We start from the raw sequence: 21,805 nt of genomic DNA, 5'->3' as shown, positions 1-21,805 counted from the left end.
CCCCGGCAGATCGGCAGGGATGTTTCCACAAGATCCCCTGGGGCAATCAGGCAGCCCATGAGTCTGTTGCGGACGTCGCCGCCGCCCGCGCAGGCCGTGGAGCTGGAGCAGTGGTCACTTTCGCACGGCGACGAACTGCGGCCCCTGCGCCTCGGTCTGCGCGATGCCCTGTCCGCGTACCGGCTGGTCGATCCGGCCGCCACCGACGAGGTCGCCGACCGGGTCGTGCTGGTGGCCACCGAGCTCGCCAGCAACGCCCTGCGCCACGGGCGCCCACCGGCTGTCGTGCGCCTGCTGCGCTGCGACGGCCGGTTTCTCGTCGACGTCGCGGATCAGGACGTTGCGGGCGTGCCCCAGCTGGCCGGCATCCACCTGGCCGGGGTGGGCGGGCGGGGGCTGCACATCGTCCGGACCCTGGCGCTGGACCTCTGCTGGTACGCCACCACGACGACCAAGCACATCTGGGCGTCCTTCCCGGTGACCGACGCGGAGTTCTGAGCCGGCCCGCCCTGAGCCGGCCCGCCCTGAGCCGGCCCGCCCTGAGCCGGCCCGCCCCGGGTCAGCCCGCCAGGCGGTCGTCGACGCACAGCACCTCGGCCAGGCCGGTGATCTGCAGGACCTCCCGCACCATGCCCTCGGCGTTCACCACGCCGAACCGCCGCCCGGCCCGCCGCGCCGCCTCGTAGCCGGCCAGCAGCCCGGCGATCCCGTGCGAGTCCAGGAACTCGGTGCGCCGCAGGTCGACCATGACCTCCCGGACGCCCGGGGCCCGGGCCGCGCGCACCAGGGCATCGGACAGCTCGGCGGCCACGCTCATGTCGAAGTCGCCGGCCAGGCACACGTGCCGGACGCCGTCGGGCGTGGTCCGCGCGCTGATCTCATGGGTGGGAGTAGTCACAACCAGCATGTCTAGCACGCAGGTATGACATCCCGGCCCGCCGTGCACAGCACGATCCGGTCACGCCCGGGTGCGCTTGTTCCCCGGTGCACGTGGCCCAGGAAATCGGGCACCGATCGGCCCGGACGGCCGGCTGTACCGATTTCTGGATGGGACCGGTCCGAGGCATAGGTGCCAGTGGATGTGGGTAGCCTCCGGCCCGGACAGGGCGAGCAGGCCCCGGGTCGAGGAGGCAGGCCGTGACGCAGCCACCGGAGGGACCGGCCACCGCCGGGCTCGAGAAGTTCGGATACCGCCAGGAGCTCAGCCGGTCGCTGTCCTTCACCGACCTGCTGATCTACGGGCTCATCTTCATGGTGCCGATCGCGCCGTTCGGCATCTTCGGCAGCGTGTACAGCGGCTCCGGCGGCATGGTGGCGCTGGCCTACGTGGTGGGCATGGTGGCGATGACGTTCACCGCCCTGTCGTACGCCCAGATGGTGCGCGCCTTCCCGATGGCCGGTTCCGTCTACAGCTACGCCGGCCGGGGTATCGCCGCCCCGGTCGGTTTCCTGGCCGGCTGGGTCATCCTGCTCGACTACGTCCTGGTGCCCGGGCTGCTCTACCTGATCGCCGGGGTCGCGATGAACTCGCTGGTCCCGGCCGTGCCGGTGTGGCTCTGGCTGGTCGTGTTCGTGGTCGTCAACACGGTGGTCAACTACCTGGGCATCCAGATGACGGCCAAGGTCAACCGGGTGATGCTGGTGGCCGAGCTGGTCGTCCTGGTGATCTTCCTGGTGGTGGGCGTGGCGGCGCTGCTGCGGGGCAAGGGTGCCGGCTTCTCGTTCAGCCCGTTCTTCAACGCCGACACCTTCTCCTGGTCGGTGGTCTTCGGTGCGGTGTCGATCGCGGTGCTGTCGTTCCTGGGCTTCGACGGCATCTCCATGCTCGCCGAGGAGAGCCGGGTCGAGGCGCGCCGGATCGGCCGGGCCATGGTGGGCGCGCTGGTGCTGGCCGGCGCCCTGTTCATCGTGCAGACCTGGGTGGCGTCGCTGCTCGTACCGGATGCGCCCGGTCTGCTGGCCGAGGGTGACCCGGAGGGGACCGCCTTCTACGACGCGGCCCGGGCCGCCGGCGGCGGCTGGCTGGCCGGCCTCACCGCGCTGGCCACCGCGATCGCCTGGGGTTTCGCCAACTCGCTGGTCGCGCAGGCGGCGACCAGCCGCCTGCTGTACGCGATGGCCCGCGACCGGCAGATGCCGGCCTTCCTGGCCCGGATCAACGAACGCCACAAGGTGCCGGCCAACGCCACCCTGCTGGTCGCCGCCGTGTCGCTCGCCCTCGGCCTGGCCATGGCCGCCCGCGACGACGGCATCTCGCTGCTGTCCACGCTGGTCAACTTCGGTGCGATGACCGCTTTCCTGGCGCTGCACGTGGCCGTGGTGATCCACTATGTGGTGCGCCACGGCAGCCGCGACTGGCTGCGCCACCTCGTGGTGCCGGTGATCGGCTTCCTGATCCTGCTGTACGTGGTGATCAACGCCAAGGTGGCGGCCCAGGTGCTCGGGTTCGTCTGGCTCGGCCTCGGGCTGGTGGTGCTCGCCGTCTTCTACGCCACCGGCCGGCGCCCGGTGCTGGCCGGCCTGGCCGATCCGCCGGAAAGGGAGAATCCATGACCGAGGTGCTCAGCTACCGTCCCCGCCCCGAGGAGCTCGCCTACACCTTCGGCGGGCGCGAGCCGGTGCGGCGGGTGCGGCCGGGCACGGTCCTCGAGCTCTACACCGAGGACTGCTTCGGCGGCCGGGTGCGCGAGGTCGGCGACCTGCCGTCGCGGGTGTGCGAGTTCCCCTACCTCAACCCGGTCACCGGGCCGTTCTTCGTCGAGGGCGCGGAGCCCGGCGACACCCTGGCGGTGCACTTCGTGGAGATCGTGCCGGCCCGCGACTGGGCCGTGTCCACGACGTTCCCGCACTTCGGCGCGCTGACCGCCACGCACACCACGGCCATGCTGCACCCGCCGCTGGAGGAGCTGGTCTGGCGCTACGACGTCGACGTCGCCGCGGGCACGGTGCGCTACCGAGCCCGGCGCGGCGACTACAGCGTCGAGCTTCCCCTGGACCCCATGCACGGTACGGCCGGAGTCGCCCCCGCCGCCTTCGAGAGCCGGATGACGATCGTGCCCGACGTGCACGGCGGCAACATGGACAGTCCCGAACTGCGCGCGGGCGTGACGGCGTACTTCGGGGTGAACGTGAGCGGCGCGCTGTTCGCCCTCGGCGACGGGCACTGCCGGCAGGGCCACGGCGAGGTCTGCGGCACGGGGGTGGAGTCGGCGATGAACACCACGGTGATCGTCGACGTGATCAAAGGGACGGAGACGCCGACACCACGGCTGGAGAGCGACACGGCGCTGATGTCCACCGGCTCGGCGCGACCGTTGGAGGACGCGTACCGGATCAGTCAGCACGACCTGGTGACCTGGACGGCCGGGCTGGTGGGACTGGATCCGCTGGACGCGTACCAGTTGCTCAGCCAGGCCGGCGAGGCCCCGGTGGGCAATGTCTGCGACCCGAACTACACGATGCTGGCCAAGGTCGACAAGCGCTACCTGGGTCCGGCGACGGCCTACGACGGTGTGCACGCCCGCCTCCGGGCGGCGTCCGGGGGGTATCTGGCCACCCGGTAAATCGGTGGGTGCCCGGCCGGTGGTCGGCTAGCGTCCCGCCATGATCTATCAGCACCCGCTGGCGTACCTGCTCGGTCTCGAGGGTGTCGCCCTGCTGCGCGCCTTCGGCGGCGACCACGACCGGGCGTTCGCCGAGGCGCGCATCGCCGAGATCCGCCGGCTGCTGGACAGCGCCGAGCTGCACGGCGAGGGCGTCACGGCCCGTCGGCTGGACACAGTAGCCGGATACCGGGTGTGGTCGCGCACCTACGACGAGCCGGGCAACGGCCTGTTCCCCGCCGAGGAGGCCCTCGTGCACGAGATCCTCGACGGGCTGCCGGCCGGCGTCGCCCTGGACGCGGCCTGCGGCACCGGCCGGCACGCGGAGCACCTGGCCCGGAGCGGTCACCGCGTCATCGGCGTGGACAGCTCACCCGACATGCTGGAGCAGGCCCGCGCCCGGGTGCCGGCGGCGGAGTTCCGGCAGGGCGATCTGCACAGCCTGCCGCTGCCGGACGACCACGCCGACGTCATCGTGTGCGCGCTGGCGCTGGTCCACCTCGAGGACCTGCGGCCGGCCTTCGGCGAGTTCGCCCGGGTGCTGCGCCCGGGCGGTCACCTGGTGATCACGGACGTGCACCAGGAGCTGGTCGCGCTGGGCTCGGTGCCCCGGGTGCGGTCGGCCGGCGGCGAACCGGGGTTCCTGCCGGCGTACCGGCACCGGGCCGCGGACTACCTCGCGGCCGCCCTGCCGCTGGGCCTGCAGGTGCGCCGGTGTGAGGAGCCCGGCCGCGGGACCGGCGAGGCGACCGGGACCGTACCGGAGACGATCGACCCCGGCCCGTGGGACGACTGGCCGTGGTCGCTGCTCGGTATCGTCCCGGCGGCTGCGGCGGCAGCCTGGCGGGACACGCCCGCTCTGATGGTCTGGCATTTCCAGCCGGCCTGATCGGCCGGCGCGCTCCTACGCCTGATCCTCCATCAGGGCGGCGCGGACGGCGCCGGGGGAGATGCCGTACTCCCGGGCCAGGTCGGCCACCGACCAGCCGGTCAGGCGGATCGCCTCGGCCCGTTCCCGGCGCAGGGTCGAGCGGGCCGAGCGGGCCAGGTCCGGAGCCAGCCGGCCGCGTTCCACGGCGTCGAGCCGGGTGAAGGCGACCAGGGCGAGCAGCAGCCGGGTCATACCCGGGGCGTCCGCCAGCCCGTCGGCGTCTGCCGGAGGTGCCGTGCCGGCGCCGAGGCTGGCGTGGACGAGCTGCTCACTCGCGGACAGCAGCATCTGGGCGGCGTGGTGCAGCCGCAGGGCCTCCTCCGGCGGCAGCGCACCGTTGTACGCCAGGTCCCAGACCGCCGTCTGCAGATACGCGGTGATGTCCGGCGCGGTCCGCCGCTGCTGGTGCTCGGTTTCCGGGGTGGCCGACACGTGGGACCTCGTCTCCTCGTCGGATTGCCAGTCGCAGGAACTTCGGCGGCCGGCGCCCGGATGGATGCACCCGCCGGCCGGCCGGGCGCCGGGAGTGCTGCTCGTCACGCGCGGCCGCCGCGCCGGTGGGTTCGGACGCCGCCGGCGCGTGGCCGGAGCTCACCGCGCTGGCCGCCGGCACCGAGACGGCCACCGCTGAGCCGCCGCGGCCGATGCATCGTGCGATCCGGCCTCGGCCGGGCCCGCCGTCATCAAGGATGAGGTGATGCACCAGCAGGTGGAAGCGGCACTGGGGATCTGATGGCGGCTCTCGCGGTCACGGCCGTGTTCGTGCTGATCTTCGTTCGGGCGGCAGTGAGCTACGCGCGCCGGCGGGACCCGCTGCTGCGCGACGTCATGCTGATCTTCGCGTCGGTGGCCATGCTGTTCGTCCTGGGCGTGCTCCGGCTGACCATGGGAGAGCCGCCGCGCGCGGCCGTCGCGCTGATCACCGCGGTGCTGCTGGGACAGCCGCTGTGCACGTTGCGGCTGGTGAGCCGGATGCGCCCGGTGCCGCTGTGGGTCCAATGGGCGGCGCTCGCCGCGTGGATCGTGTCCGCGGTGCCGGTCCTGGTCGCGCAGCCGCCTCTGCCCGCTCGAGTGGTGTGGCCCGCGGTGCTGCTGTTCTTCCTGGTGGAGGCGGTCGCGGCGGCGCTGCTGGCGGCGGACGCCCGGCGCCGGGGCGGCGCGGCCCGGATCCGGCTCTGGTGTGCCGCCGTGGGCACCATGCTGTTCGGGGTGGTGCTGCTGTTCGCCGGGGCGGAGGTCACGGTGCTGGCCCGCTCGGTCGCGGTGGTGTCGGCGCTGATGTATCTGCTGGCCTTCGTGCCACCGCACTGGCTGCGCCGGATCTGGTCGTGGGGTGCGGCCTACAGCCTCATGCGCAGCCTGCTGGCGGCCCCGCCGGCCGAACCCGCGGCCCGGATCTGGCAGCGCTACTGCCGCAGCGCCCGGCACGTGCTGGGCGCGGACGCCCTCGTCATCCTGTTGCCCGGGCCCGGGGAAACGGTGCAGCTGATCAGCGATCCGGAGCTCGACCTGGACGCCCGGCGCTACCGGCCGCAGGACGTGAGCCGCCTGTCCACCGGTCCGGTGACCATCGACGCCCTGGCCGGCTGGACCGATCCGCCGCCGGCCGCCGCCGACCTGGCCCGGATCAGCGGCACCCGGTTCGTCAACGCCACACCCCTGCCGGGCACCGGCGGCGCGCTGGTGTTGCTGCACCGCTACCGGACTCTGTTCGCCGACGACGACGTCGAGCTGTTCGCCGAGCTGGCGAGCCAGGCCGCGGCCCTGGCCGAGCGGGCCGCGGTGCTGGACGACCGGCACCGGCTCGCGGTGATCGTGGAGTCATCCGCCGACGCCATCATGAGCAAGGACCTCGAGGGCGTCATCACCAGCTGGAACGCCGGGGCCGAACGGCTCTACGGCTACACCGTCGCCGAGGTGGTCGGCCGGGACGCGGCCCTGCTGTTCCCGCCCGGGGAGCAGCACCAGGAGGCGGAACTGCTGGCCCGGGCGGTCCGCGGCGAGTGCGTCGACCAGGTGGAGGTGCAGAACCTCACCAAGGACGGCGTACCGGTGACGGTGTCGCTCACCTCGTCGCTGATCACCGACGCGAGCGGGCAGCCGACCGGGGTGGCCTGCATCGCGCGCGACACCAGCGAGCGCCGGCGGGCCGAGGCGATGTTCCGCGGGCTGCTGGAGGCCGCTCCCGACGCGATCGTCGGGATCACCGCCGACGGCCGGATCGCGCTGCTCAACGCGCAGACCGAGCGGCTGTTCGGCTACCGGCGCGACGAGTTGCTCGGTCAGCCTGTGGAGATCCTGGTCCCGGAGCGGAACCGCGCAGTCCATCCGGAGCACCGCCTCAACTACTTCACCGACCCGCAGCGTCGGCCGATGGGTGCCGGGACGGCGCTGGCCGCGGTGCGCAAGGACGGCACCGAGTTCCCGGCGGAGATCAGCCTGTCCGCCCTGGAGACCGACCAGGGCGTCATCGTCTCGGCCGCCATCCGTGACGTCACCGAGCGGCTGCAGGCCCAGGCCGAACGGGAACGGCTGGCCGCCCAGGCCGAGCGGGACGCCGCCGAGCGCCGGCTGCAGCACACCCGCCGGCTGGAGAGCCTCGGCCAGCTCGCCGGCGGGGTGGCGCACGACTTCAACAACATCCTCGCGGTCATCGCCAGCTACACCGAGCTGCTCACCGAGACCCTGGCCGACCCCGTACCGGAGCCGGCCGAGCTGACCGCCGCCCGCGCCGACCTGGGCCAGATCAGCCGGGCCACCGAACGCGCCACCCGGCTGACCAAGCAGCTGCTCGCGTTCGGCCGGCGGGAGATCACCCAGACCCAGGTGCTCAGCCTCAACCACGTGGTCGGCGACGTCGAGCAGATGCTGCGCCGTACCCTCGGCGAGCACATCCACCTGATCACCCACCTGGACCGGGACCTGTGGCCGGTCTGCGCCGACCCCAGCCAGTTCGAGCAGATCCTGCTCAACCTGGCGGTGAACGCCCGGGACGCGATGCCGGGCGGCGGCACGCTGTCCATCGACACCGGCAACACCGAGCTGGACGAGGACGACGTCGCGGACTGCACCGACCTCGCCCCGGGCCGGTACGTCCGGTTCCGGGTCAGCGACACCGGCAACGGGATGCCGGCCGAGGTGGCCGAGCGGGCCTTCGAGCCGTTCTTCACCACCAAGCCGCCGGGCGCGGGCACCGGGCTGGGCCTGGCCACGGTGTACGGCATCGCCACGGCGGCCGGCGGTCACGTCCGGCTCTACTCCGAGCCCGGCATCGGTACGACGGTCACCATCGTCCTGCCGGCCTCCGACGACGCCATGACCGTCGCCGAGGCACCGGAGCCGGACGGCGCACCGGCCGTCCGGTCCGCGCCCGAGGCGACGATCCTGCTGGTGGAGGACGAGGAGGCGCTACGCGTCGCGACGAGCCGGATCCTGACCAGGGCCGGCTACGAGGTGCTGGTCGCCGACGGCGGTGCCGCCGCCCTGCGGATCGCGCAGCAGCACCCGGCGCCGATCCACCTGCTGCTCACCGACGTGATCATGCCGAAGATGATGGGCAACGAGGTGGCCGCCCGGGTGCAGGCGCTCCGGCCCGGCCTGCCGGTGCTCTACATGTCCGGCTACGCCCAGCCGGTCCTCACCGAGAACGGCACGCTCCAGCCGGGCGTGCTCATCATCGAGAAGCCGTTCACCCGGCGTGACCTGCTCGACTGCGTGCACGCCCGGCTCCAGCAGGCCGCGGCCGGCGCCCCGCCCGGGTGAACGGCGCGGGGTGCGGCGTCGGGCACGACCGTACGAACCCGGGTGCAGACCACGGTGGCGTCCATGCAGTAGAACGGGGTTGATCAGGGCCGCCACCGACGCCGGCCCGGCCGGGGGAGGCCGCCGTGGAGAAATCACTGCTGGACCGGATCCGCACCGGGCTGCTCGGCGCGGGGGAGGTGCTCGACGGGCCGTACGGTCCCCGGCGGCTCACCTACGCCGACTACACGGCGTCCGGCCAGGCGCTGGACTTCGTCGAGGACTTCATCCGGCGGCAGGTGCTGACCCGCTACGCCAACACCCACACCGAGGCCTCCGCGACCGGGCTGCAGACCGGCGCCCTGCGCGAGGAGGCCCGCGGGATCATCCACCGCAGCGTGGGCGCCGGCCCGGAGCACGTGGTGCTGTTCTGCGGTTCGGGGGCCACGGCAGCGGTCAACAAGCTGGTCGCGATCCTCGGCCTGCGCCTGCCGGAAACCCTCGCCGACCGGTACGGCCTGACGGCGGTGATCCCGGGCTACGAGCGGCCGGTGGTGTTCGTGGGACCCTACGAGCACCATTCCAACGAACTGCCGTGGCGCGAGACGATCGCCGACGTGGTCACCATCGGCGCCACCCCCGAGGGCCACGTCGACCTCGACGACCTGCGCCGGCAGCTGGTCGCGTACGCGGACCGTCCGCTGCGGATCGGCAGCTTCTCCGCCGCCTCGAACGTCACCGGCCTGCTGACCGACACCACCGCGGTGACCCGGCTGCTGCACGAGCACGACGCGCTGTCGGTGTGGGACTACGCGGCGGCGGGCCCGTACGTGCCGATCCGGATGCGCGAGTCCGCACCCGGCCGTGCCGACCACCTGGACGCGGTGTTCCTCTCCCCGCACAAGTTCGTCGGCGGCCCGCAGACCCCCGGTGTCCTCGTCCTGCGCCACGGGCTGCTGACCAACCGCGTGCCGACCGTGCCGGGCGGTGGGACGGTGGCCTTCGTCAACCCGGTCACCCACCGCTACCTGGACGACCCGGTCGCCCGGGAGGAGGGCGGCACCCCGGCGATCGTGGAATCGGTCCGCGCGGGCCTGGTCTTCGCGGTCAAGGAAGCGGTCGGCACCGACACCATCGGCGCCCGCGAACACGCCCTGTGGCGGCGGACGCTGGACCGCTGGGCGGGGGAGAGCCGCATCGAGGTGCTCGGCGACCTGGCGGCCGAGCGGCTGTCGATCGTCTCGTTCCAGATCCGGGCCGGCCAGCGCCACCTGCACCACAACTTCGTGGTGGCGCTGCTCAACGACCTGTTCGGCATCCAGGCCCGCGGTGGGTGCTCGTGCGCGGGCCCGTACGGCCACCGGTTGCTCGGCATCGACGAGGCGCACTCCCGCGAGTTCCACGCCGAGATCGTCGACGGGTGGGAGGGCATCAAGCCGGGCTGGGCCCGGATCAACCTCAACTACTTCATCTCCGACGAGGTGGCCGACTATCTGGCCGAGGCGGTGGCGCTGATCGCCCGGTACGGCGGCCGGCTGCTGGGCGACTACCGCTTCGACCCGCGTACGGGCCGGTGGCGCCACGTCGAAGCGGCCGGGCAGCCGGTCCGCCTGTCGGACCTGCGGCTCGGCCCGGACGGCGACGTCTCGACGCCCGGGCCGCGGCCGACGCTGGGGGAGGAGGTGCTCGCGGGCTACCTCGACGAGGCCCGCCGGATCATGCGCGAGCGGCCGGAGCCGATCGACGGGGTGGGACTGGACCTGCCCCCGGCGTTCGAGAAGCTGCGCTGGTTCCTGCTGCCTACGGAGTGCCTGGACGAGCAAAGATGATCTCCACCAGCGGACTGCCGGCCAGCCAGCTCTCCAAGCTCTCGGCCCAGTCCAGGGTCGGCACGATCTCGCCGAGGACCCTGGCCCGCTCGTCCGGATCGGTCACCGCGCGGGCGCGTACCGGAAGGTCCAGACCGTGCAGATGCAGCGTGAAATCGGGATGCGCGAGCATGTTGGCGTACCAGTCGCGGGACCCCGGGCTGCCGGTCAGCCAGAAACGGCCGTTCGCCCGGTAGCGCCACGTCTCGATGCGGCGGGGGCGCCCGCTGCGCCGCCCGATCGTCGTGATCTCCACCGTCTGCTGCCGCTCGAGCGCCTGCCGGGCCTGGTCCGTCACCGTCATGAGGCGATCCTCCGACCTCAAGCCGGGTTCAGGTCAACAGGGTGCTTCCGGGCGAGCAGGATCCAGCACCGCGGACTGCCGTCCCGGTACCTGCCCAGGCTGAGCAGGGGACTGGACTCGACGGTGAAGCCGGCCGCCGTCAGGTCGTGCTCCATGGCGGGCAGCGCGGTGGTGCGGTAGTACATGACGAACGGAGGCCGCAGCACGGCATTGCGGACCCGCATGACCAGGTCGAAGCCGGTCAGCGCCCAATGCGAGACCGACGTCGCCGGCGGCAGCACACCCATCGGAACGGCGAAGAGCCCGCCGGGCCGCAACGCCCGGTGAACGCCCTCGAAAAGCGCCGGCCGTTCCGCGGGCAGGAAATGCCCGAGCGCCCCGAAGGTCACCGCGAGATCGAACTCACCGGCGAAGGGCAGGGCGCGAACATCGGCCCGCACGAACGAGGCATCGGGATAAGCGGCCCGCGCCTGCCCGAGCATGCCTGCGCTGAAGTCGACGCCGGTGATCCCGCCCTGACACAAGCGCTGAAGGGTCATCAGTCCGGCGCCGGTGCCGCAGCAGACGTCCAAACCCCTCCCGAACGGCCCGCTGTCCTGCAGTGCCTCCACGGTCGCCTCGAGAATGCTGTCCGGCGTCCGGAACGGCGTGTGGTCGAACTTCGGCGCCAGCAGGTCATATCCCCGCTCGACGGAGGAGAGGGCTTGTACGCAAAGCTCGCGCAGGGATGGACCTTGAGGCGAGAACACGGGCCGAGGGTACCCGCCGGCGTCGCACCCGACACAGACAGGAGCTCACCCGATGATCGAACTGTTCGCGGTGCTCAAACACGATGAGCCGCCCCCGCGAGCCCGTCCTCGACTTCGGCCTGTCACTACGAAGCATGCTGGACCAGCTTGCTCTGAACGGTCGCGCTGAGCTGAGCTTCCAGGGCACGAACGACCGGATCCGATTCACCCTGACCGAGGGTCGGGTCGAAGTCCGCGCCAACTATGCAGAGGGCGCGGCCGACTGCTCCTACCTCGACCTGCTGTGCTCGGTCCTCAGCTATATGAGGGAGACCTTGGACGTCCTGACGGCGAGCGCTCCCCAGCTGCTCGAAAACACCTTCATCGAGTACCTGTACCGGGAATTCCTGGTCCGGGAGCTGGGCCAAGACCAGTTCCACCGGCACAGCAGGGTGGTAACCGGACCCTGATCCTCAGTTGCGCTCCACCAGGGCGTCGACCAGAACGGTGGCGCTTCGGTGGGCAGCAGCGAGGATCTGCTCATCGGTGAAGTCGCCCTGCGTGGAAGCCTCTACGGCAGCGTTGATGCTCAGCAGGGCCATACGCAGCTGAAGCGCGTCGACCGCGGTGCGGTGAGGCAGCACCGCCGCGAGGGTGTCGATGAGAGCGGCGAGGGCTGAGCCGATCCGGTTGTCGCCCTGCGCGGCCAGCGACCGCACGAGCAGGGGATTGGCGGACAGGAAGCGGAGCCCGTGCAGCTTGTCCGCCGAGAACGAGTCCACCCAGCGCAGCACCGCCGCCTTGACCAGGTCAATGGTCTGCGGCTGCGCGGTCACCCACGCGAGCAGCTGCTCCGCCTCGTCGCCGCGTTGCGCGAACAAGGACCGGACGATCTCCTCCTTGCCGGCGAAGTGGTAGTAGAGCGACGCCTTCCTGATGCCCAGTGCATCGGCGATCTGGCGCATCGACGTCGCGTCGTACCCCTGCTCGGTGAAGAGCTTCAGCGCCACCCGGAGGATCGCCGCCCGGGTTTCCGGCCCGGAGCGGCGCGACGGGCTGAGGGCGGGTGTCGTGGACATGCCCTCACTCTAGCCTACCTACCGGTAGGTAGGCTAGAGTCGGGCCCTGAGCCGTTCCATCAGGGAGGAAGCGATGAGTCAGTACACGGTCGTCCGCGAGTACCGCTATCCGATCGAAGAGGTGTGGCACGTCCTCACCGATCCCGAGTACGTCGCCCAGTGGACAACCACCGGACGCGGCGGACGCCCTGAGGGCTACGCCGCGGTGGTCGGCACCAGGTTCCGTTTCGTGGGTAAGCCGACCATGGGCTGGGCCGGCGTGGTCTATTGCCAGGTCACGGAAGTGGACGCGCCCCGGACGCTGCGCTACACGTGGCAGGGCGACGAGGACAGCAAGGCCGTCACCGACGTCACCTACTTGCTCGAACCGACCGCCGGCGGCACGCGCTTCACGTGGACGCACACCGGTTTCACCGGGCCGGGCGGCTTCGCGATGTCCAAGCTCCTCGGCAACGTGCGCCGCAAGATGCTCACCGAGGGCGTACCACCGATCCTGGCCGCCTACCACGCGACGGGCTGAGAAATGTCACCCTCCGTCGCTACCATGTCGGCGTCCCGCATCCCGCGAAACACCGGAGTCGACCTTGCCCGTGCCGTGGCCGGACGGTGGCCCCTGGGTCCTGGCCACCACCTCAGCGTCCGTCGACTGGCAACCCGCCGCGGCGGCTCTGGCTGCGGCGTCAACGGTTCGCGCGGCCGCGCTGGTCTTCGGGGCCGCGACCCCACCCGGGCAGCTGCTGCTGGGGGAGCTCGCCACCTTCCTGCAAGCCGGTGACAGCGCGGCCGACCCGCTGAGCGTGGACGAGGCTGTCGCCCTGGTACGCACGCTGGCCCGCACCCACGGCCTGGTTCTCGTGGTGGGCGTGCCGGGCCTGCTCGTGCCGGCCGGACGAGCCGGCTGGACGCTGATGGACCTCGCCGTGGCAGTGTCCGCCCCGGTCGTCGTGGTCACCGGAACAGGACCGGACGCGGCGAACCACACAACCCTCGCCCTGGGCGCGCTGGCCGGCCACGGCCTCACCGCCGCAGTCATCACGGTCGGCGACGAACCCTCGGGCGCCACCGCGCAGAGCGATAACGCCGGGCAGGAAGCTGGGCCTGGGCGGGAGGCTGGGCCCGGGGAACGAGCCGGGCCGGGGCGGGAAGCTGGGCCGGAGCAGGATGCCGGGCTCGGGCAACGAGCCGAGCCAGACCAGGAAGCCGAGACCAGGCAGGAAGCCGGGCCCGGCGAACGAGCCGGGCCGGGGCAGGAAGCTGGGCCTGGGGAACGATCCGAGTTAGAGCAAGAAGCCGGCACCGCCCAGGCCGAAAGGTCCGAGAGCGACCAGATCGACCAGAGCGGCGAAAGCGCCGAGGGCGCTACGGGCGCCCCCAGCGCCGGCGACGCCACTGCAGCTGGCAGTGCCGCGCGACCGGAAGCATCAGATCCAGAGACCGCCGACACTCCGCCCGTACCGGATCACGAGGCCGGGATGCCGGTCACGCCGGCCGGCCGAATCCCCGCCGAGCCCACCGACCACACCGAAGATTTCCCCACCGCCGCCAGGCAATGGCTCCACCCCCTGCTGCACGCCTCGGCCGGCCGGCCGAAGGCCGAAAACCCACCCCCACCACCCCAGCCCCTCCCACCCCCGGCCACCGCCAGCGGCAAACGTGTCGTCCTCCTCCTCGCCGGCGTCTTCGTCTCCATGTCCCTCGTGGTCTGTGGCCTGGCCTTCTGCCAGCCGACCCTCCGCACCGAGGCCACCCTGGAACAGGTCACCATCCAACCGGCGCCGCGCACAAAAGCGACCGAGCGGGAGCCGGAGCCGGAGCTGGATACGGAGAGACCGGTTCCGGCCCCGCCCACCCGGCCGGTCAGTGACGTCTGCCCGCAGAACCAGGCCCGCGTCACCCCCACCGCCCCGGACCGGGCCACCACCAAGCGGGTCAACGCCGCCTGGAAGCGCATCGAGACCTGGCTGGCCGCCCACGCCCCGGCCACCCGCCGTTCCCTGCAGCCGCCCGCCGACACCAAGCGGATCGACGCCGCCCAGCGCCGGATGTCGGTCGCCTTCCCGGCCGATCTGGTCGCCTCCCTGAGACGGCATGACGGCGTGATCCACGACAAGGGCGCCGCTTTCACCCTGCCGTTCTTCTACGGCCCGATGCCCGTGCGCGACATTCCCGGCGAGTGGCTGACGCTCTGCGGTGTGCTGGTCGAGGTCTTCGGCCAGCAGGACAGCACCTGGTGGGACAAGGCATTCGTGCCGTTCGCGTCCTCCGGTGACGGTGGCAACCTGTTCGTGGACCAGCGCCCGGGCAGTCACAGCCGGGTCGGTGAGTTCTACAACGAGGACGGAGTTTCCTTCGAGGACTGGCCCGCCTCGGTCACCGAGCTCCTGGAGAAGACCGCTGATTCACTGGAGTCCGGACGTCCGTTCGGCAACAGCTACCGGCCCAGGGTGACCCGGCAGGGCGTGCTGGAGTGGGATGTCCATTAGGGAGCGGAGCGGGCCGGCTCGGGCAGTGGCCGTCCCGGACCGTACGTGGTGCCGGCCCGGTCCCGTTCCAGCCAGCCTGTGTCGACCAGCATCCGGCGCGTCCCGGCCACCTCGTCGGTGACCTCGGCCAGCCGCCGGTTGATCTCGTCCTCGGCGTACAGGCCGTCCAGCGCCAGGTGCCGGGCCAGCAGTTCACCCATCAGCGCGTACCGGTCGCTGAGGGTCGGCGGCAGCCCGGTCAGCCGGCCGTGCGAGAAGTTCGCGCGCAGTTGCGGATAGTCCCGCAGCAGCGCGGTGATCGGCTGCAACCGGTCCACGGCGTCGGCCGCGTCGCGCAGCCCTTCCAGCTTCGCGCGGTAGAAGCCGTTGCCGGAGCCGACCGCCACGCCCAGGCCGACCAGCCGGGCGCAGGCGTCACCGACCTCCGGCAGCGGCCGCTCGAGGGCGTAGGACAGCTCCCCGAGGGAGGCGCCCTCCTTGCCGCGGCGGGCCAGCTCGGCCAGGGCGAGCAGCCGGATCGGCACGGACAGCTGGGCGAGGACCTCGGCGGCGCGGGCAGCTTCGACGGACATCCCGCCAACGTAGTCACCGCGGCTCGGCGGGCGCACCCGCATTTCCTGTACGGGTCAGGCCCAGCACCGTCAGCACCGTGGCCACATGCGGCTGCAGACCGGTGAAGGTGACCTCCACCCCGGACAACGCACCGGCCATGAACGCGTCGCGCAGCACCGCGGCTCCGGCCGCGTCCACCAGTGGAACTCCGGTCAGGTCGACGACCAGCGGGCCGGGTGTGGCCAGGGAGACAGCGGCGTGCAGGCGGTGCCGCAGCCGGTCGGCGGTGTCCCGGTCGATCTCACCGCGTACCCGGACCATCAGCGCCGTGTCGCCGTGCCGGATGTCGATCCGCAGGCTGTCCGGGCCGTGGGTGTCGTCCTGGCCCGTCCAGGGCGGCGGGACGTCGCTCAGCATGGCCGTCCGCAGCCAGGTCAGCGCCTGCTGCAGCAGGCGCGAGACCTGCATCTGGGAGATGCCCAGCTGCTCGGCGATCCGGGCCTGGCTCTGGTTGCCGTGGAAGCGCCACGCGATGATCCGCTGGATGCGGTGCGGCAGCATCCGGACCAGTTCGGTGACCGCGAGCCGGTCCGGGAGCTCGTCCATCGTCTCGTCGCTGCCACCGAGGAGGTCGGCGAGCGTGCGTGCCCGGGCGCCCGGAGGCTCGGCGGCCCCCGCCGTGGCCGGGACCCGGGTGCGGGCCGGGAGATGCCGCTTGAGCTCGCCGCAGACGGTGATCACCGCGAACGCCGTGAACGAGCCGCGCGCCGGGTCGTACTGGTCGACGGCCTTGATGAGGCCGAGCCGGGCGACCTGCTCGAGGTCGTCGAGCGGCTCGGGGCGGTCCTGGTGCCGGCGGGCCAGCCGGCCGGCCAGCGGCAGGCACCGGCGGATCAGGTCGTCGCGCAGCGCTCGGCGCCCCGCCGGGCCGGCCCGGGTCCGGTCCTCGGCGTAGGCCCTCGCGGCCGCGTCCAGGTCGCATTGATCGTCATGGTCGGAGCTGAGCATCCGGCACCGACGTTAGTGCGCTCGTGGGCGACTTTCCACCGGCGCAGGATTGAGACTCGGCGGAGGGGGCATACGTGCGCCTGTGCTCCGTAGACGATCTTCGTCGACCGTGCTGTGGCCCGCTCTGCTGGGGCTGGCCGGCCTGGTCCTGAGCGGTTGCGGCTCGGTCGACGACCGTGGCCGCGCCGCCGATGACGTGGCCGTTCGGCTGCTGACCGCGGTCGCCGACCGTGACGGCCCGGCCGCGTGCGCGTTGCTCGCGCCGGACACCGCCGCTGAGCTGACCGCCGACGCGGAGAAGCCGTGCGCCGAGGCCGTCCTCGAGGAGGAGCTGTCCGAGCCGGGCGCGGTCACCGGCACCGACGTGTACGGCCAGTGGGCCCAGGTCCGGTTCGCCGGTGACACGGTTTTCCTGGCGGTGTTCCCCGGCGGCTGGCGGGTCGTCGCGGCCGGCTGCACGCCGCGACCCGAGCGCCCGTACGACTGTGCGCTGAAGGGGAGCTGAGCGATGCGATTCCTGTTCGTGCTGCTGCTCGTGGTGGTCGGCGTCGGGCTGGCGTACTTCATCACGCTGGGGGTGCTGCACCGGTGAAGCGTTTCGTCCGGGAGAACTCCCTCGGTCTGGTCTTCGGGCTGCTGTTCCTCGTGGTGCTGGTCGGGCAGGCCTTCGCCGGGCTCGCCGACTTCAATCAGATGCAGCTCCGCGAGGGACTGGGAGAGGTGTCGCTGGGGCGGTACCTGACCTCGGCCAGCTTCGCCACCGACGTGGCGGAGAACTGGCAGTCGGAGTACCTGCAGTTCTTCCTCTACACCTTCCTCACTGTCTGGCTGCTGCAGAAGGGCTCGCCCGAGTCCAAGTCCCTGGACGAGGCGGGTCTGGAGTCCGACCGGGACCAGAAGGTCGGCCGGTACGCCACCGACGCCTCGCCCAAGTGGGCCGGGCGGATGGCTGGCGGCGCACGCTGCTGTCGAACTCGCTGGGCCTGGTGATGGGGCTCATCTTCCTGGGGTCCTGGCTGGCCCAGTCGATCGCCGGGGTGGCCGCCTACAACGAGGAACAGCTCGGTGACCTGCAGGATCCGGTCTCCTGGGGGCAGTATGTGCGGGAGCCGGACTTCTGGAACCGCACCCTGCAGAACTGGCAGTCCGAGCTGCTGGCGGTCGCGTCGATCGCGATCCTGGCCATCTATCTGCGCCAGCGCGGCTCCCCGCAGTCCAAGCCGGTGGGCGCCGCGCACACCGACACCGGGGTCGAGGGCTGAGCCCCACCATCGGGTATTTCCCCGCCTGACCCGGTTTGAGAGGCTTCGTCGCCGGTAAAGTCGTTTGCGGTACGGCAACTATTGCAGGGAGATCTCGTGATCACGAAGTCCGCTCGGCGTGCGACCGAGGACAACCCGCTGACCAGTGCGCGCACCGCCGGCAACGCCGACGAGCTGCTGCGCGCGATGGCGGCGATGCCGGCGGCCCACCCGTCCCGGCCGGCGCTGCGTGAACGGGCCATCGAGGCCTGGCTGCCGCTGGCCCGCCACCTGGCCAACCGGTACGCCGGCCGCGGTGAGCCCGCGGACGATCTGCTGCAGACCGCCACGGTCGGGCTGATCAAGGCTGTCGACAAGTTCGATCCCGGCCTGGGCACCGACTTCGCCGGATACGCGATCCCCACCGTCATCGGCGAGATCAAGCGGCACTTCCGGGACCGCACCTGGGCGATCCGGGTGCCCCGGCGCCTGCAGGAGCTGCGCCTGGCCATCACGGCCGCCAACAACAACCTCACCCACATGCTGGGCCGGTCGCCGACAGTGGCCGACATCGCCGAGCACCTGGAGATCACCGAGGAGGAGGTGCTGGAGGGTCTCGAGGGCGCGCGGGCGTACAACGCCACGTCGCTGTCGACCCCGGTGGGCACCGACGGGACGACCGAGCTGGGGGAGACCCTCGGCGGCGAGGACAACGAGTACGCGCTGACCGAGGCCCGGCTCGCGCTCGGCCCGGCCCTGGCCTCGCTCGACGAGCGGGAGCGCCGGATCCTGACGCTGCGCTTCTACGGCAACCTCACCCAGACCGAGATCGCCGAGCAGGTCGGCATCTCGCAGATGCACGTCTCCCGCCTGATCACCCGGGCGCTGGTCAAGCTGCGCGGCAAGCTCGGCGACGACACCATCTGACGCGGCGGAGGCGCGCCCGGCCGGGCGCGCCTCCCCGTTCACGACCGGCGGCGGTACGCCCGGCGCAGCAGCAGATGCACCGCCGCGTAACAGCCGAGCCCCAGCACGACGATCCCGGCCTGCGTGTACCACCGGGCCAGTGGCCCGTCGGTGATCAGTTCGGCCCAGCGCAGCCCCCGCAGCACCATGAGCAGGCTGAACGGCACCAGCGCGGCGCCGATCCACCACCGGCTGCCCTCCTGCTCGCTCATGCCGCACGACCGAGGCTGACCAGCGGGCGCTCCAGCACCGGCGCCGGGGTGGTGGCCGGGGGAGCGAGGACGGTGGCCAGGCGCCGGCGGCGCGCCAGCAGGAGGATCACCGCCGCGTACGCGAGCAGCACCGGCACGTCGATCACCGCGAGCTGCCACGGCATGTCCGCCGCGGTCTCGTCCGAGAAGAGCGTGCCGGTCGCCGCGCTCAGCACCCCGGCGATCAGGTTGTTCATCACGTGCAGGGCGATCGCGGCCTCCAGCCCGCCGGTGCGGACGGTCAGCCACCCGGTGACCACGCTGAACAGGATCAGGTCGGCGAAGCCCCACGGAGTGCCCCACCCGTGCAGGGCCGCGAACACCACCGCCTGCACCGCGATCGGCACCCACGGCCCTCGGCAGACCGAGCCGACCGCCTGCAGCAGCCAGCCCCGGGTCAGGTACTCCTCGGCGGCCGCCTGCAGCGGGACCACCGCCACCAGCACCAGGCTGCCGGCGAGGAACGGTCCCCAGCCGGCCAGGTCGTCGCCCAGCCCGGCGTCCTCGCCGGTCGCCGCGGCCAGCGCGATGCCCCCGCCGAGCAGCACCGCGACGGCGACGGCAGCGACCGGCAGGCACGTGAGCAGCCAGCGCAGCCGCAGCCGCCCGGTGACCGAGGAGAGCGTGCCGGCCGGGCGCCGCTGCACCCATCGGGCGGCCGCGAAGATCGGCGGCAGCAGCGCGGCGATCAGCAGGAACTCGAAGGCCAGGTCGGCCAGCGGGCCGAACGACGGCAGGCCGTCGGCGTTCTCCGGCCGGCCCGCCAGCGCCGCGGCCACCGAGGTCAGCCCGAGGCCCAGCAGGATCAGCACGACAGTGCCGGCGAGCACGAGGGCGGTGCCGGCGAGGGGACGCCACCAGCGGTGGGCGGCGGTCCGTCCGAGACGGTGGTACGGGCTCAGCGGCGCGATGGTCGACATGGCAGAAAGTGTCGCGGGAGCGGGGGTGCCGGCGGATCTGGCCGCAGCCGGATTCCCGCCTCCACCGCTGGATATAGACAGGGCCGGACCCGTGTGCGGATCCGGCCCTGAAGGTGGTGCGGAGCAGCTATGACGCGGGGTAGTCCGTCACGTAGACCGGCACGCCGACCTTGGTGGTGTCCGCCGCAGCGCCCTCGCCGTTGACCACGTGGTCGATGACGCCGGCGCTGAGGTTGACGGTCATGATGTGGTGCAGCTTGACGCCCGGACGGTTCGGCACCTCGAAGCCGTTCTCGGTGTGGATCGCCGGGTTGTTCTGGTTGAAGACGTACACGCCGGCCCCGTACAGCTTGTGGTTGCGGACCTTGGCACCGACCTTGTAGCCGGCGTAGCCCAGCGTGCCGTCCCGCTGCGTCCAGTCCGCCTGCGTCGGCGGGTCGTACGGCAGCTCGTTCTGGTAGAGCACGGTCGTGCCGTTCTCGCCGTTCCAGACGGTGTTGTACTGCTGGAAGTGCTCGACGAACAGACCGGTGGCCGTCACGTTGTCGCCGTTGATGACGGCACCGTTGCGGCCGATGTTGGTACGCCAGCGCTGGGTGTCACCGTTGACGCCCTCGGTGAAGCCCTCGACGCCGTGGTCACCGCGCCACACCCAGGTGTGGTCGACGAGCACGTTGTCGCTGTTGACCTCGAGCGCGACGTCGACCTTGCCGATGTGCGGGCCGCCGACGCGGAAGTACACGTCGGACAGCGTGGTCGGGTTGCTCGCCGAGCTGAAACCGTGGCCGTGCTTGTTGCCGACCTTGAGCAGGTTCTTCGACTCCTTGGTGCCGGCGTCGATGGTCACACCCGCGACCACCACACCGGGCACGTCCGCAACCGTCAGCGGCGTCGCGCCGTTGACCGCGGTCAGGGTGGCGTGGCCGATGCCGAGCACCACCTGGTTGGGACGCCACACCTTGATGCTCTGCGCGACGTTGTAGACGCCCGGGGTGAGCAGCAGGTTCTTGCCCAGGGCCAGGTTGGCGTTGATCAGCCAGACCGGGTCGGAGGGCTTGGCCACGAAGAAGTCACGCAGCGCGATGGTCCGGCCGGGGGTGAGACCGGCGGACCAGGACGTGCCGCTGGTGTTGCGCTGGGCGGCGGGCACGCGGACGCTGTAGCGACCGTCCGCGTCGGTGAACAGGTACGGCTTCTCCCGGCTCACCGGGGTCTTCTCCAGCGTCGTGTACGGCGGGTTCGGGAACGCCGTCTCCGCCGGCGCACCCTGCACGCCGGAGAAGACCTGGTTCCAGACCCCGTTGGACCAGCTCGTCACCTTGCTGTTGCGGGTGATCCACTGCTGCTGGGAGCCGTTCACCACGTCGGGGAAGTTCGAGTCGGCGATGAAGCCGCCGCTGGCGTACTGCGGTCCGGCGGTGCAGTAGTCCATCAGCGAGAAGGTGCCGCCGCTGACGTTGAGCCGGCGCAGCGACACCGCCTGCGACACGGCCCAGAAGTTCGCCGTCGCGCGGCAACCGTCCTGGCCCTTGCCGTTGACGTTGATGGACAGGTTGGACAGCGTCCGCCAGAAGTTGACCAGCGCCAGGCAGTTGCTGGTGCCGCCACCTTCGAGGCAGCGGTTGTACACCTCCACCTTGCCGTTGATCACGACGTCGGCCGGGGACGCGCCCAGGCCGGAGATCTCGGTGTAGTAACCGACCTTGATCTGCAGCGGCTTGTCCGCCGTGCCGTACGTGCCGGGCTTGAAGAGGAAGGCGTACCGCTGGGTGCCCATCTCGTTGTCGACCTGCTGGGCGTAGGTGGCGTCCAGCGTGGCCTGGATCTGCTCGACCGGCGTCGCCGGGTCGAAAACGGTGACGTTGGTCCCCAGATTCGGCGCGGAGTTGCCCGGCCGTGCCGGTGCGGCCGAGGCGGCCGAACCGGTCAGCGTGCCGGTCGCCGTGACGGCGAGAACGAGGGCCAGGGCCCCGGCGAGGTGCCGGCGCCCGAGGAGACGGCCACCGCCGGTGGGGCGTGTCGTCATGCGGAAAGGTCCTTTCGTAACAGGGTCGCAATGAAGCTGATCACAGCAAGCGATAGACGAGCCCAACTGTCAAGAGAGCGCTCTCGGTGATGACGCCGCAATCCC

Annotated in this window: 21 protein-coding genes and 1 pseudogene; 12 read left to right on the top strand and 10 right to left on the bottom strand. The window is 71.7% G+C overall.

Annotated features, from left to right (window positions below):
* The first annotated feature begins 57 nt into the window (after positions 1-57).
* Positions 58-498 (top strand): ATP-binding protein, encoded by a 441-nt coding sequence (locus ACWEOZ_RS17415; RefSeq protein WP_451911702.1) that lies wholly within the window; start codon positions 58-60, stop codon positions 496-498.
* 61 nt (positions 499-559) lie between these two features.
* Here ACWEOZ_RS17415 and ACWEOZ_RS17410 read toward each other — a convergent pair whose 3' ends face one another.
* The gene (locus tag ACWEOZ_RS17410) at positions 560-907 is read right to left on the bottom strand and encodes an STAS domain-containing protein (protein WP_451911701.1); all 348 of its coding nucleotides are present in this window, start codon (positions 905-907) and stop codon (positions 560-562) included.
* 230 nt (positions 908-1,137) lie between these two features.
* Between ACWEOZ_RS17410 and ACWEOZ_RS17405 the strand changes: the two genes are divergently transcribed.
* From ACWEOZ_RS17405 to ACWEOZ_RS17395, 3 genes are read left to right on the top strand one after another with little or no spacing between them, the layout of a single operon-like run.
* On the top strand, positions 1,138-2,553 hold the full coding sequence (locus ACWEOZ_RS17405; protein WP_451911700.1) for an APC family permease: 1,416 nt from the start codon (positions 1,138-1,140) through the stop codon (positions 2,551-2,553).
* Complete coding sequence (locus ACWEOZ_RS17400) at positions 2,550-3,563, top strand: acetamidase/formamidase family protein (protein WP_451911699.1); 1,014 nt, start codon at positions 2,550-2,552, stop codon at positions 3,561-3,563. Before ACWEOZ_RS17405 ends, ACWEOZ_RS17400 begins: the two co-directional genes overlap by 4 nt.
* Positions 3,564-3,603: 40 nt before the next feature.
* Positions 3,604-4,491 (top strand): class I SAM-dependent methyltransferase, encoded by an 888-nt coding sequence (locus ACWEOZ_RS17395; protein ID WP_451911698.1) that lies wholly within the window; start codon positions 3,604-3,606, stop codon positions 4,489-4,491.
* Positions 4,492-4,506: 15 nt separating this feature from the next.
* On the opposite strand, the gene ACWEOZ_RS17390 is transcribed toward ACWEOZ_RS17395, so the two are convergent.
* Positions 4,507-4,965: a hypothetical protein gene (locus ACWEOZ_RS17390; protein ID WP_451911697.1), complete on the bottom strand. Its 459-nt coding sequence runs from the start codon at positions 4,963-4,965 to the stop codon at positions 4,507-4,509.
* A 300-nt stretch (positions 4,966-5,265) separates the two neighbouring features.
* Between ACWEOZ_RS17390 and ACWEOZ_RS17385 the strand changes: the two genes are divergently transcribed.
* Both ACWEOZ_RS17385 and ACWEOZ_RS17380 read left to right on the top strand, forming a co-directional pair.
* A complete protein-coding gene (locus tag ACWEOZ_RS17385; RefSeq protein ID WP_451911696.1) occupies positions 5,266-8,295 on the top strand; it encodes a PAS domain S-box protein in 3,030 nt (1,009 codons plus the stop codon).
* Positions 8,296-8,420: 125 nt separating this feature from the next.
* The gene (locus ACWEOZ_RS17380) at positions 8,421-10,103 is read left to right on the top strand and encodes an aminotransferase class V-fold PLP-dependent enzyme (RefSeq protein ID WP_451911695.1); all 1,683 of its coding nucleotides are present in this window, start codon (positions 8,421-8,423) and stop codon (positions 10,101-10,103) included.
* Here ACWEOZ_RS17380 and ACWEOZ_RS17375 read toward each other — a convergent pair.
* Positions 10,075-10,446 (bottom strand): nitroreductase/quinone reductase family protein, encoded by a 372-nt coding sequence (locus ACWEOZ_RS17375; RefSeq protein ID WP_451911694.1) that lies wholly within the window; start codon positions 10,444-10,446, stop codon positions 10,075-10,077. The genes ACWEOZ_RS17380 and ACWEOZ_RS17375 overlap by 29 nt on opposite strands.
* A 17-nt stretch (positions 10,447-10,463) precedes the next feature.
* Positions 10,464-11,195: a class I SAM-dependent methyltransferase gene (locus ACWEOZ_RS17370; protein WP_451911693.1), complete on the bottom strand. Its 732-nt coding sequence runs from the start codon at positions 11,193-11,195 to the stop codon at positions 10,464-10,466.
* Positions 11,196-11,278: 83 nt separating this feature from the next.
* On the opposite strand from ACWEOZ_RS17370, the gene ACWEOZ_RS17365 reads away from it, so the two are divergent.
* A complete protein-coding gene (locus ACWEOZ_RS17365) occupies positions 11,279-11,644 on the top strand; it encodes a hypothetical protein (RefSeq protein WP_451911692.1) in 366 nt (121 codons plus the stop codon).
* 3 nt (positions 11,645-11,647) lie between these two features.
* Here ACWEOZ_RS17365 and ACWEOZ_RS17360 read toward each other — a convergent pair whose 3' ends face one another.
* Positions 11,648-12,253, bottom strand: a complete 606-nt coding sequence (locus tag ACWEOZ_RS17360) for a TetR/AcrR family transcriptional regulator (RefSeq protein ID WP_451911691.1) — start codon at positions 12,251-12,253, stop codon at positions 11,648-11,650.
* Positions 12,254-12,326: 73 nt separating this feature from the next.
* Between ACWEOZ_RS17360 and ACWEOZ_RS17355 the strand changes: the two genes are divergently transcribed.
* Both ACWEOZ_RS17355 and ACWEOZ_RS17350 read left to right on the top strand, forming a co-directional pair.
* The gene (locus tag ACWEOZ_RS17355) at positions 12,327-12,773 is read left to right on the top strand and encodes an SRPBCC family protein (RefSeq protein WP_451911690.1); all 447 of its coding nucleotides are present in this window, start codon (positions 12,327-12,329) and stop codon (positions 12,771-12,773) included.
* 70 nt (positions 12,774-12,843) lie between these two features.
* Positions 12,844-14,736 carry an SMI1/KNR4 family protein gene (locus tag ACWEOZ_RS17350; protein ID WP_451911795.1) on the top strand — a complete coding sequence of 631 codons (1,893 nt, stop codon included), beginning with the start codon at positions 12,844-12,846 and terminating at the stop codon, positions 14,734-14,736.
* Here ACWEOZ_RS17350 and ACWEOZ_RS17345 read toward each other — a convergent pair.
* Complete coding sequence (locus ACWEOZ_RS17345) at positions 14,733-15,308, bottom strand: DUF2087 domain-containing protein (RefSeq protein WP_451911689.1); 576 nt, start codon at positions 15,306-15,308, stop codon at positions 14,733-14,735. The genes ACWEOZ_RS17350 and ACWEOZ_RS17345 overlap by 4 nt on opposite strands.
* 13 nt (positions 15,309-15,321) lie before the next feature.
* Positions 15,322-16,296 (bottom strand): sigma-70 family RNA polymerase sigma factor, encoded by a 975-nt coding sequence (locus ACWEOZ_RS17340; RefSeq protein ID WP_451911688.1) that lies wholly within the window; start codon positions 16,294-16,296, stop codon positions 15,322-15,324.
* Positions 16,297-16,405: 109 nt separating this feature from the next.
* On the opposite strand from ACWEOZ_RS17340, the gene ACWEOZ_RS17335 reads away from it, so the two are divergent.
* From ACWEOZ_RS17335 to ACWEOZ_RS17325, 3 genes and pseudogenes are all read left to right on the top strand, one after another.
* A complete protein-coding gene (locus ACWEOZ_RS17335; RefSeq protein ID WP_451911687.1) occupies positions 16,406-16,801 on the top strand; it encodes a hypothetical protein in 396 nt (131 codons plus the stop codon).
* Positions 16,802-16,884: 83 nt separating this feature from the next.
* Positions 16,885-17,558, top strand: a pseudogene (locus ACWEOZ_RS17330) (DUF6766 family protein).
* A gap of 186 nt (positions 17,559-17,744) precedes the next feature.
* Positions 17,745-18,464 (top strand): SigB/SigF/SigG family RNA polymerase sigma factor, encoded by a 720-nt coding sequence (locus tag ACWEOZ_RS17325; RefSeq protein ID WP_451911794.1) that lies wholly within the window; start codon positions 17,745-17,747, stop codon positions 18,462-18,464.
* A 38-nt stretch (positions 18,465-18,502) separates the two neighbouring features.
* Here ACWEOZ_RS17325 and ACWEOZ_RS17320 read toward each other — a convergent pair whose 3' ends face one another.
* The 3 genes from ACWEOZ_RS17320 to ACWEOZ_RS17310 form a co-directional block, all read right to left on the bottom strand.
* The gene (locus ACWEOZ_RS17320) at positions 18,503-18,715 is read right to left on the bottom strand and encodes a hypothetical protein (protein ID WP_451911686.1); all 213 of its coding nucleotides are present in this window, start codon (positions 18,713-18,715) and stop codon (positions 18,503-18,505) included.
* Positions 18,712-19,674: a CPBP family intramembrane glutamic endopeptidase gene (locus ACWEOZ_RS17315; protein ID WP_451911685.1), complete on the bottom strand. Its 963-nt coding sequence runs from the start codon at positions 19,672-19,674 to the stop codon at positions 18,712-18,714. Before ACWEOZ_RS17315 ends, ACWEOZ_RS17320 begins: the two co-directional genes overlap by 4 nt.
* Positions 19,675-19,801: 127 nt before the next feature.
* Positions 19,802-21,700, bottom strand: a complete 1,899-nt coding sequence (locus ACWEOZ_RS17310) for an adenylyl cyclase (RefSeq protein ID WP_451911684.1) — start codon at positions 21,698-21,700, stop codon at positions 19,802-19,804.
* Between the last annotated feature and the right edge of the window lie 105 nt (positions 21,701-21,805).

Source organism: Actinoplanes sp. NPDC004185 (genome assembly GCF_053603475.1).
Note: the sequence above shows the minus strand (reverse complement) of the source record. Positions and strands in the feature narration are given on the sequence as shown.

What these genes read in the sequence shown, in the direction of transcription:
- ACWEOZ_RS17375 (WP_451911694.1), bottom strand. Translation starts at nt 10,446, where the DNA reads ATGACGGTGACGGACCAGGCCCGGCAGGCGCTCGAGCGGCAGCAGACG.
- ACWEOZ_RS17365 (WP_451911692.1), top strand. Translation starts at nt 11,279, where the DNA reads ATGAGCCGCCCCCGCGAGCCCGTCCTCGACTTCGGCCTGTCACTACGA.
- ACWEOZ_RS17400 (WP_451911699.1), top strand. Translation starts at nt 2,550, where the DNA reads ATGACCGAGGTGCTCAGCTACCGTCCCCGCCCCGAGGAGCTCGCCTAC.
- ACWEOZ_RS17415 (WP_451911702.1), top strand. Translation starts at nt 58, where the DNA reads ATGAGTCTGTTGCGGACGTCGCCGCCGCCCGCGCAGGCCGTGGAGCTG.
- ACWEOZ_RS17340 (WP_451911688.1), bottom strand. Translation starts at nt 16,296, where the DNA reads ATGCTCAGCTCCGACCATGACGATCAATGCGACCTGGACGCGGCCGCG.
- ACWEOZ_RS17320 (WP_451911686.1), bottom strand. Translation starts at nt 18,715, where the DNA reads ATGAGCGAGCAGGAGGGCAGCCGGTGGTGGATCGGCGCCGCGCTGGTG.
- ACWEOZ_RS17325 (WP_451911794.1), top strand. Translation starts at nt 17,745, where the DNA reads ATGGCGGCGATGCCGGCGGCCCACCCGTCCCGGCCGGCGCTGCGTGAA.
- ACWEOZ_RS17395 (WP_451911698.1), top strand. Translation starts at nt 3,604, where the DNA reads ATGATCTATCAGCACCCGCTGGCGTACCTGCTCGGTCTCGAGGGTGTC.
- ACWEOZ_RS17385 (WP_451911696.1), top strand. Translation starts at nt 5,266, where the DNA reads ATGGCGGCTCTCGCGGTCACGGCCGTGTTCGTGCTGATCTTCGTTCGG.
- ACWEOZ_RS17410 (WP_451911701.1), bottom strand. Translation starts at nt 907, where the DNA reads ATGCTGGTTGTGACTACTCCCACCCATGAGATCAGCGCGCGGACCACG.
- ACWEOZ_RS17355 (WP_451911690.1), top strand. Translation starts at nt 12,327, where the DNA reads ATGAGTCAGTACACGGTCGTCCGCGAGTACCGCTATCCGATCGAAGAG.
- ACWEOZ_RS17310 (WP_451911684.1), bottom strand. Translation starts at nt 21,700, where the DNA reads ATGACGACACGCCCCACCGGCGGTGGCCGTCTCCTCGGGCGCCGGCAC.
- ACWEOZ_RS17360 (WP_451911691.1), bottom strand. Translation starts at nt 12,253, where the DNA reads ATGTCCACGACACCCGCCCTCAGCCCGTCGCGCCGCTCCGGGCCGGAA.
- ACWEOZ_RS17315 (WP_451911685.1), bottom strand. Translation starts at nt 19,674, where the DNA reads ATGTCGACCATCGCGCCGCTGAGCCCGTACCACCGTCTCGGACGGACC.
- ACWEOZ_RS17345 (WP_451911689.1), bottom strand. Translation starts at nt 15,308, where the DNA reads ATGTCCGTCGAAGCTGCCCGCGCCGCCGAGGTCCTCGCCCAGCTGTCC.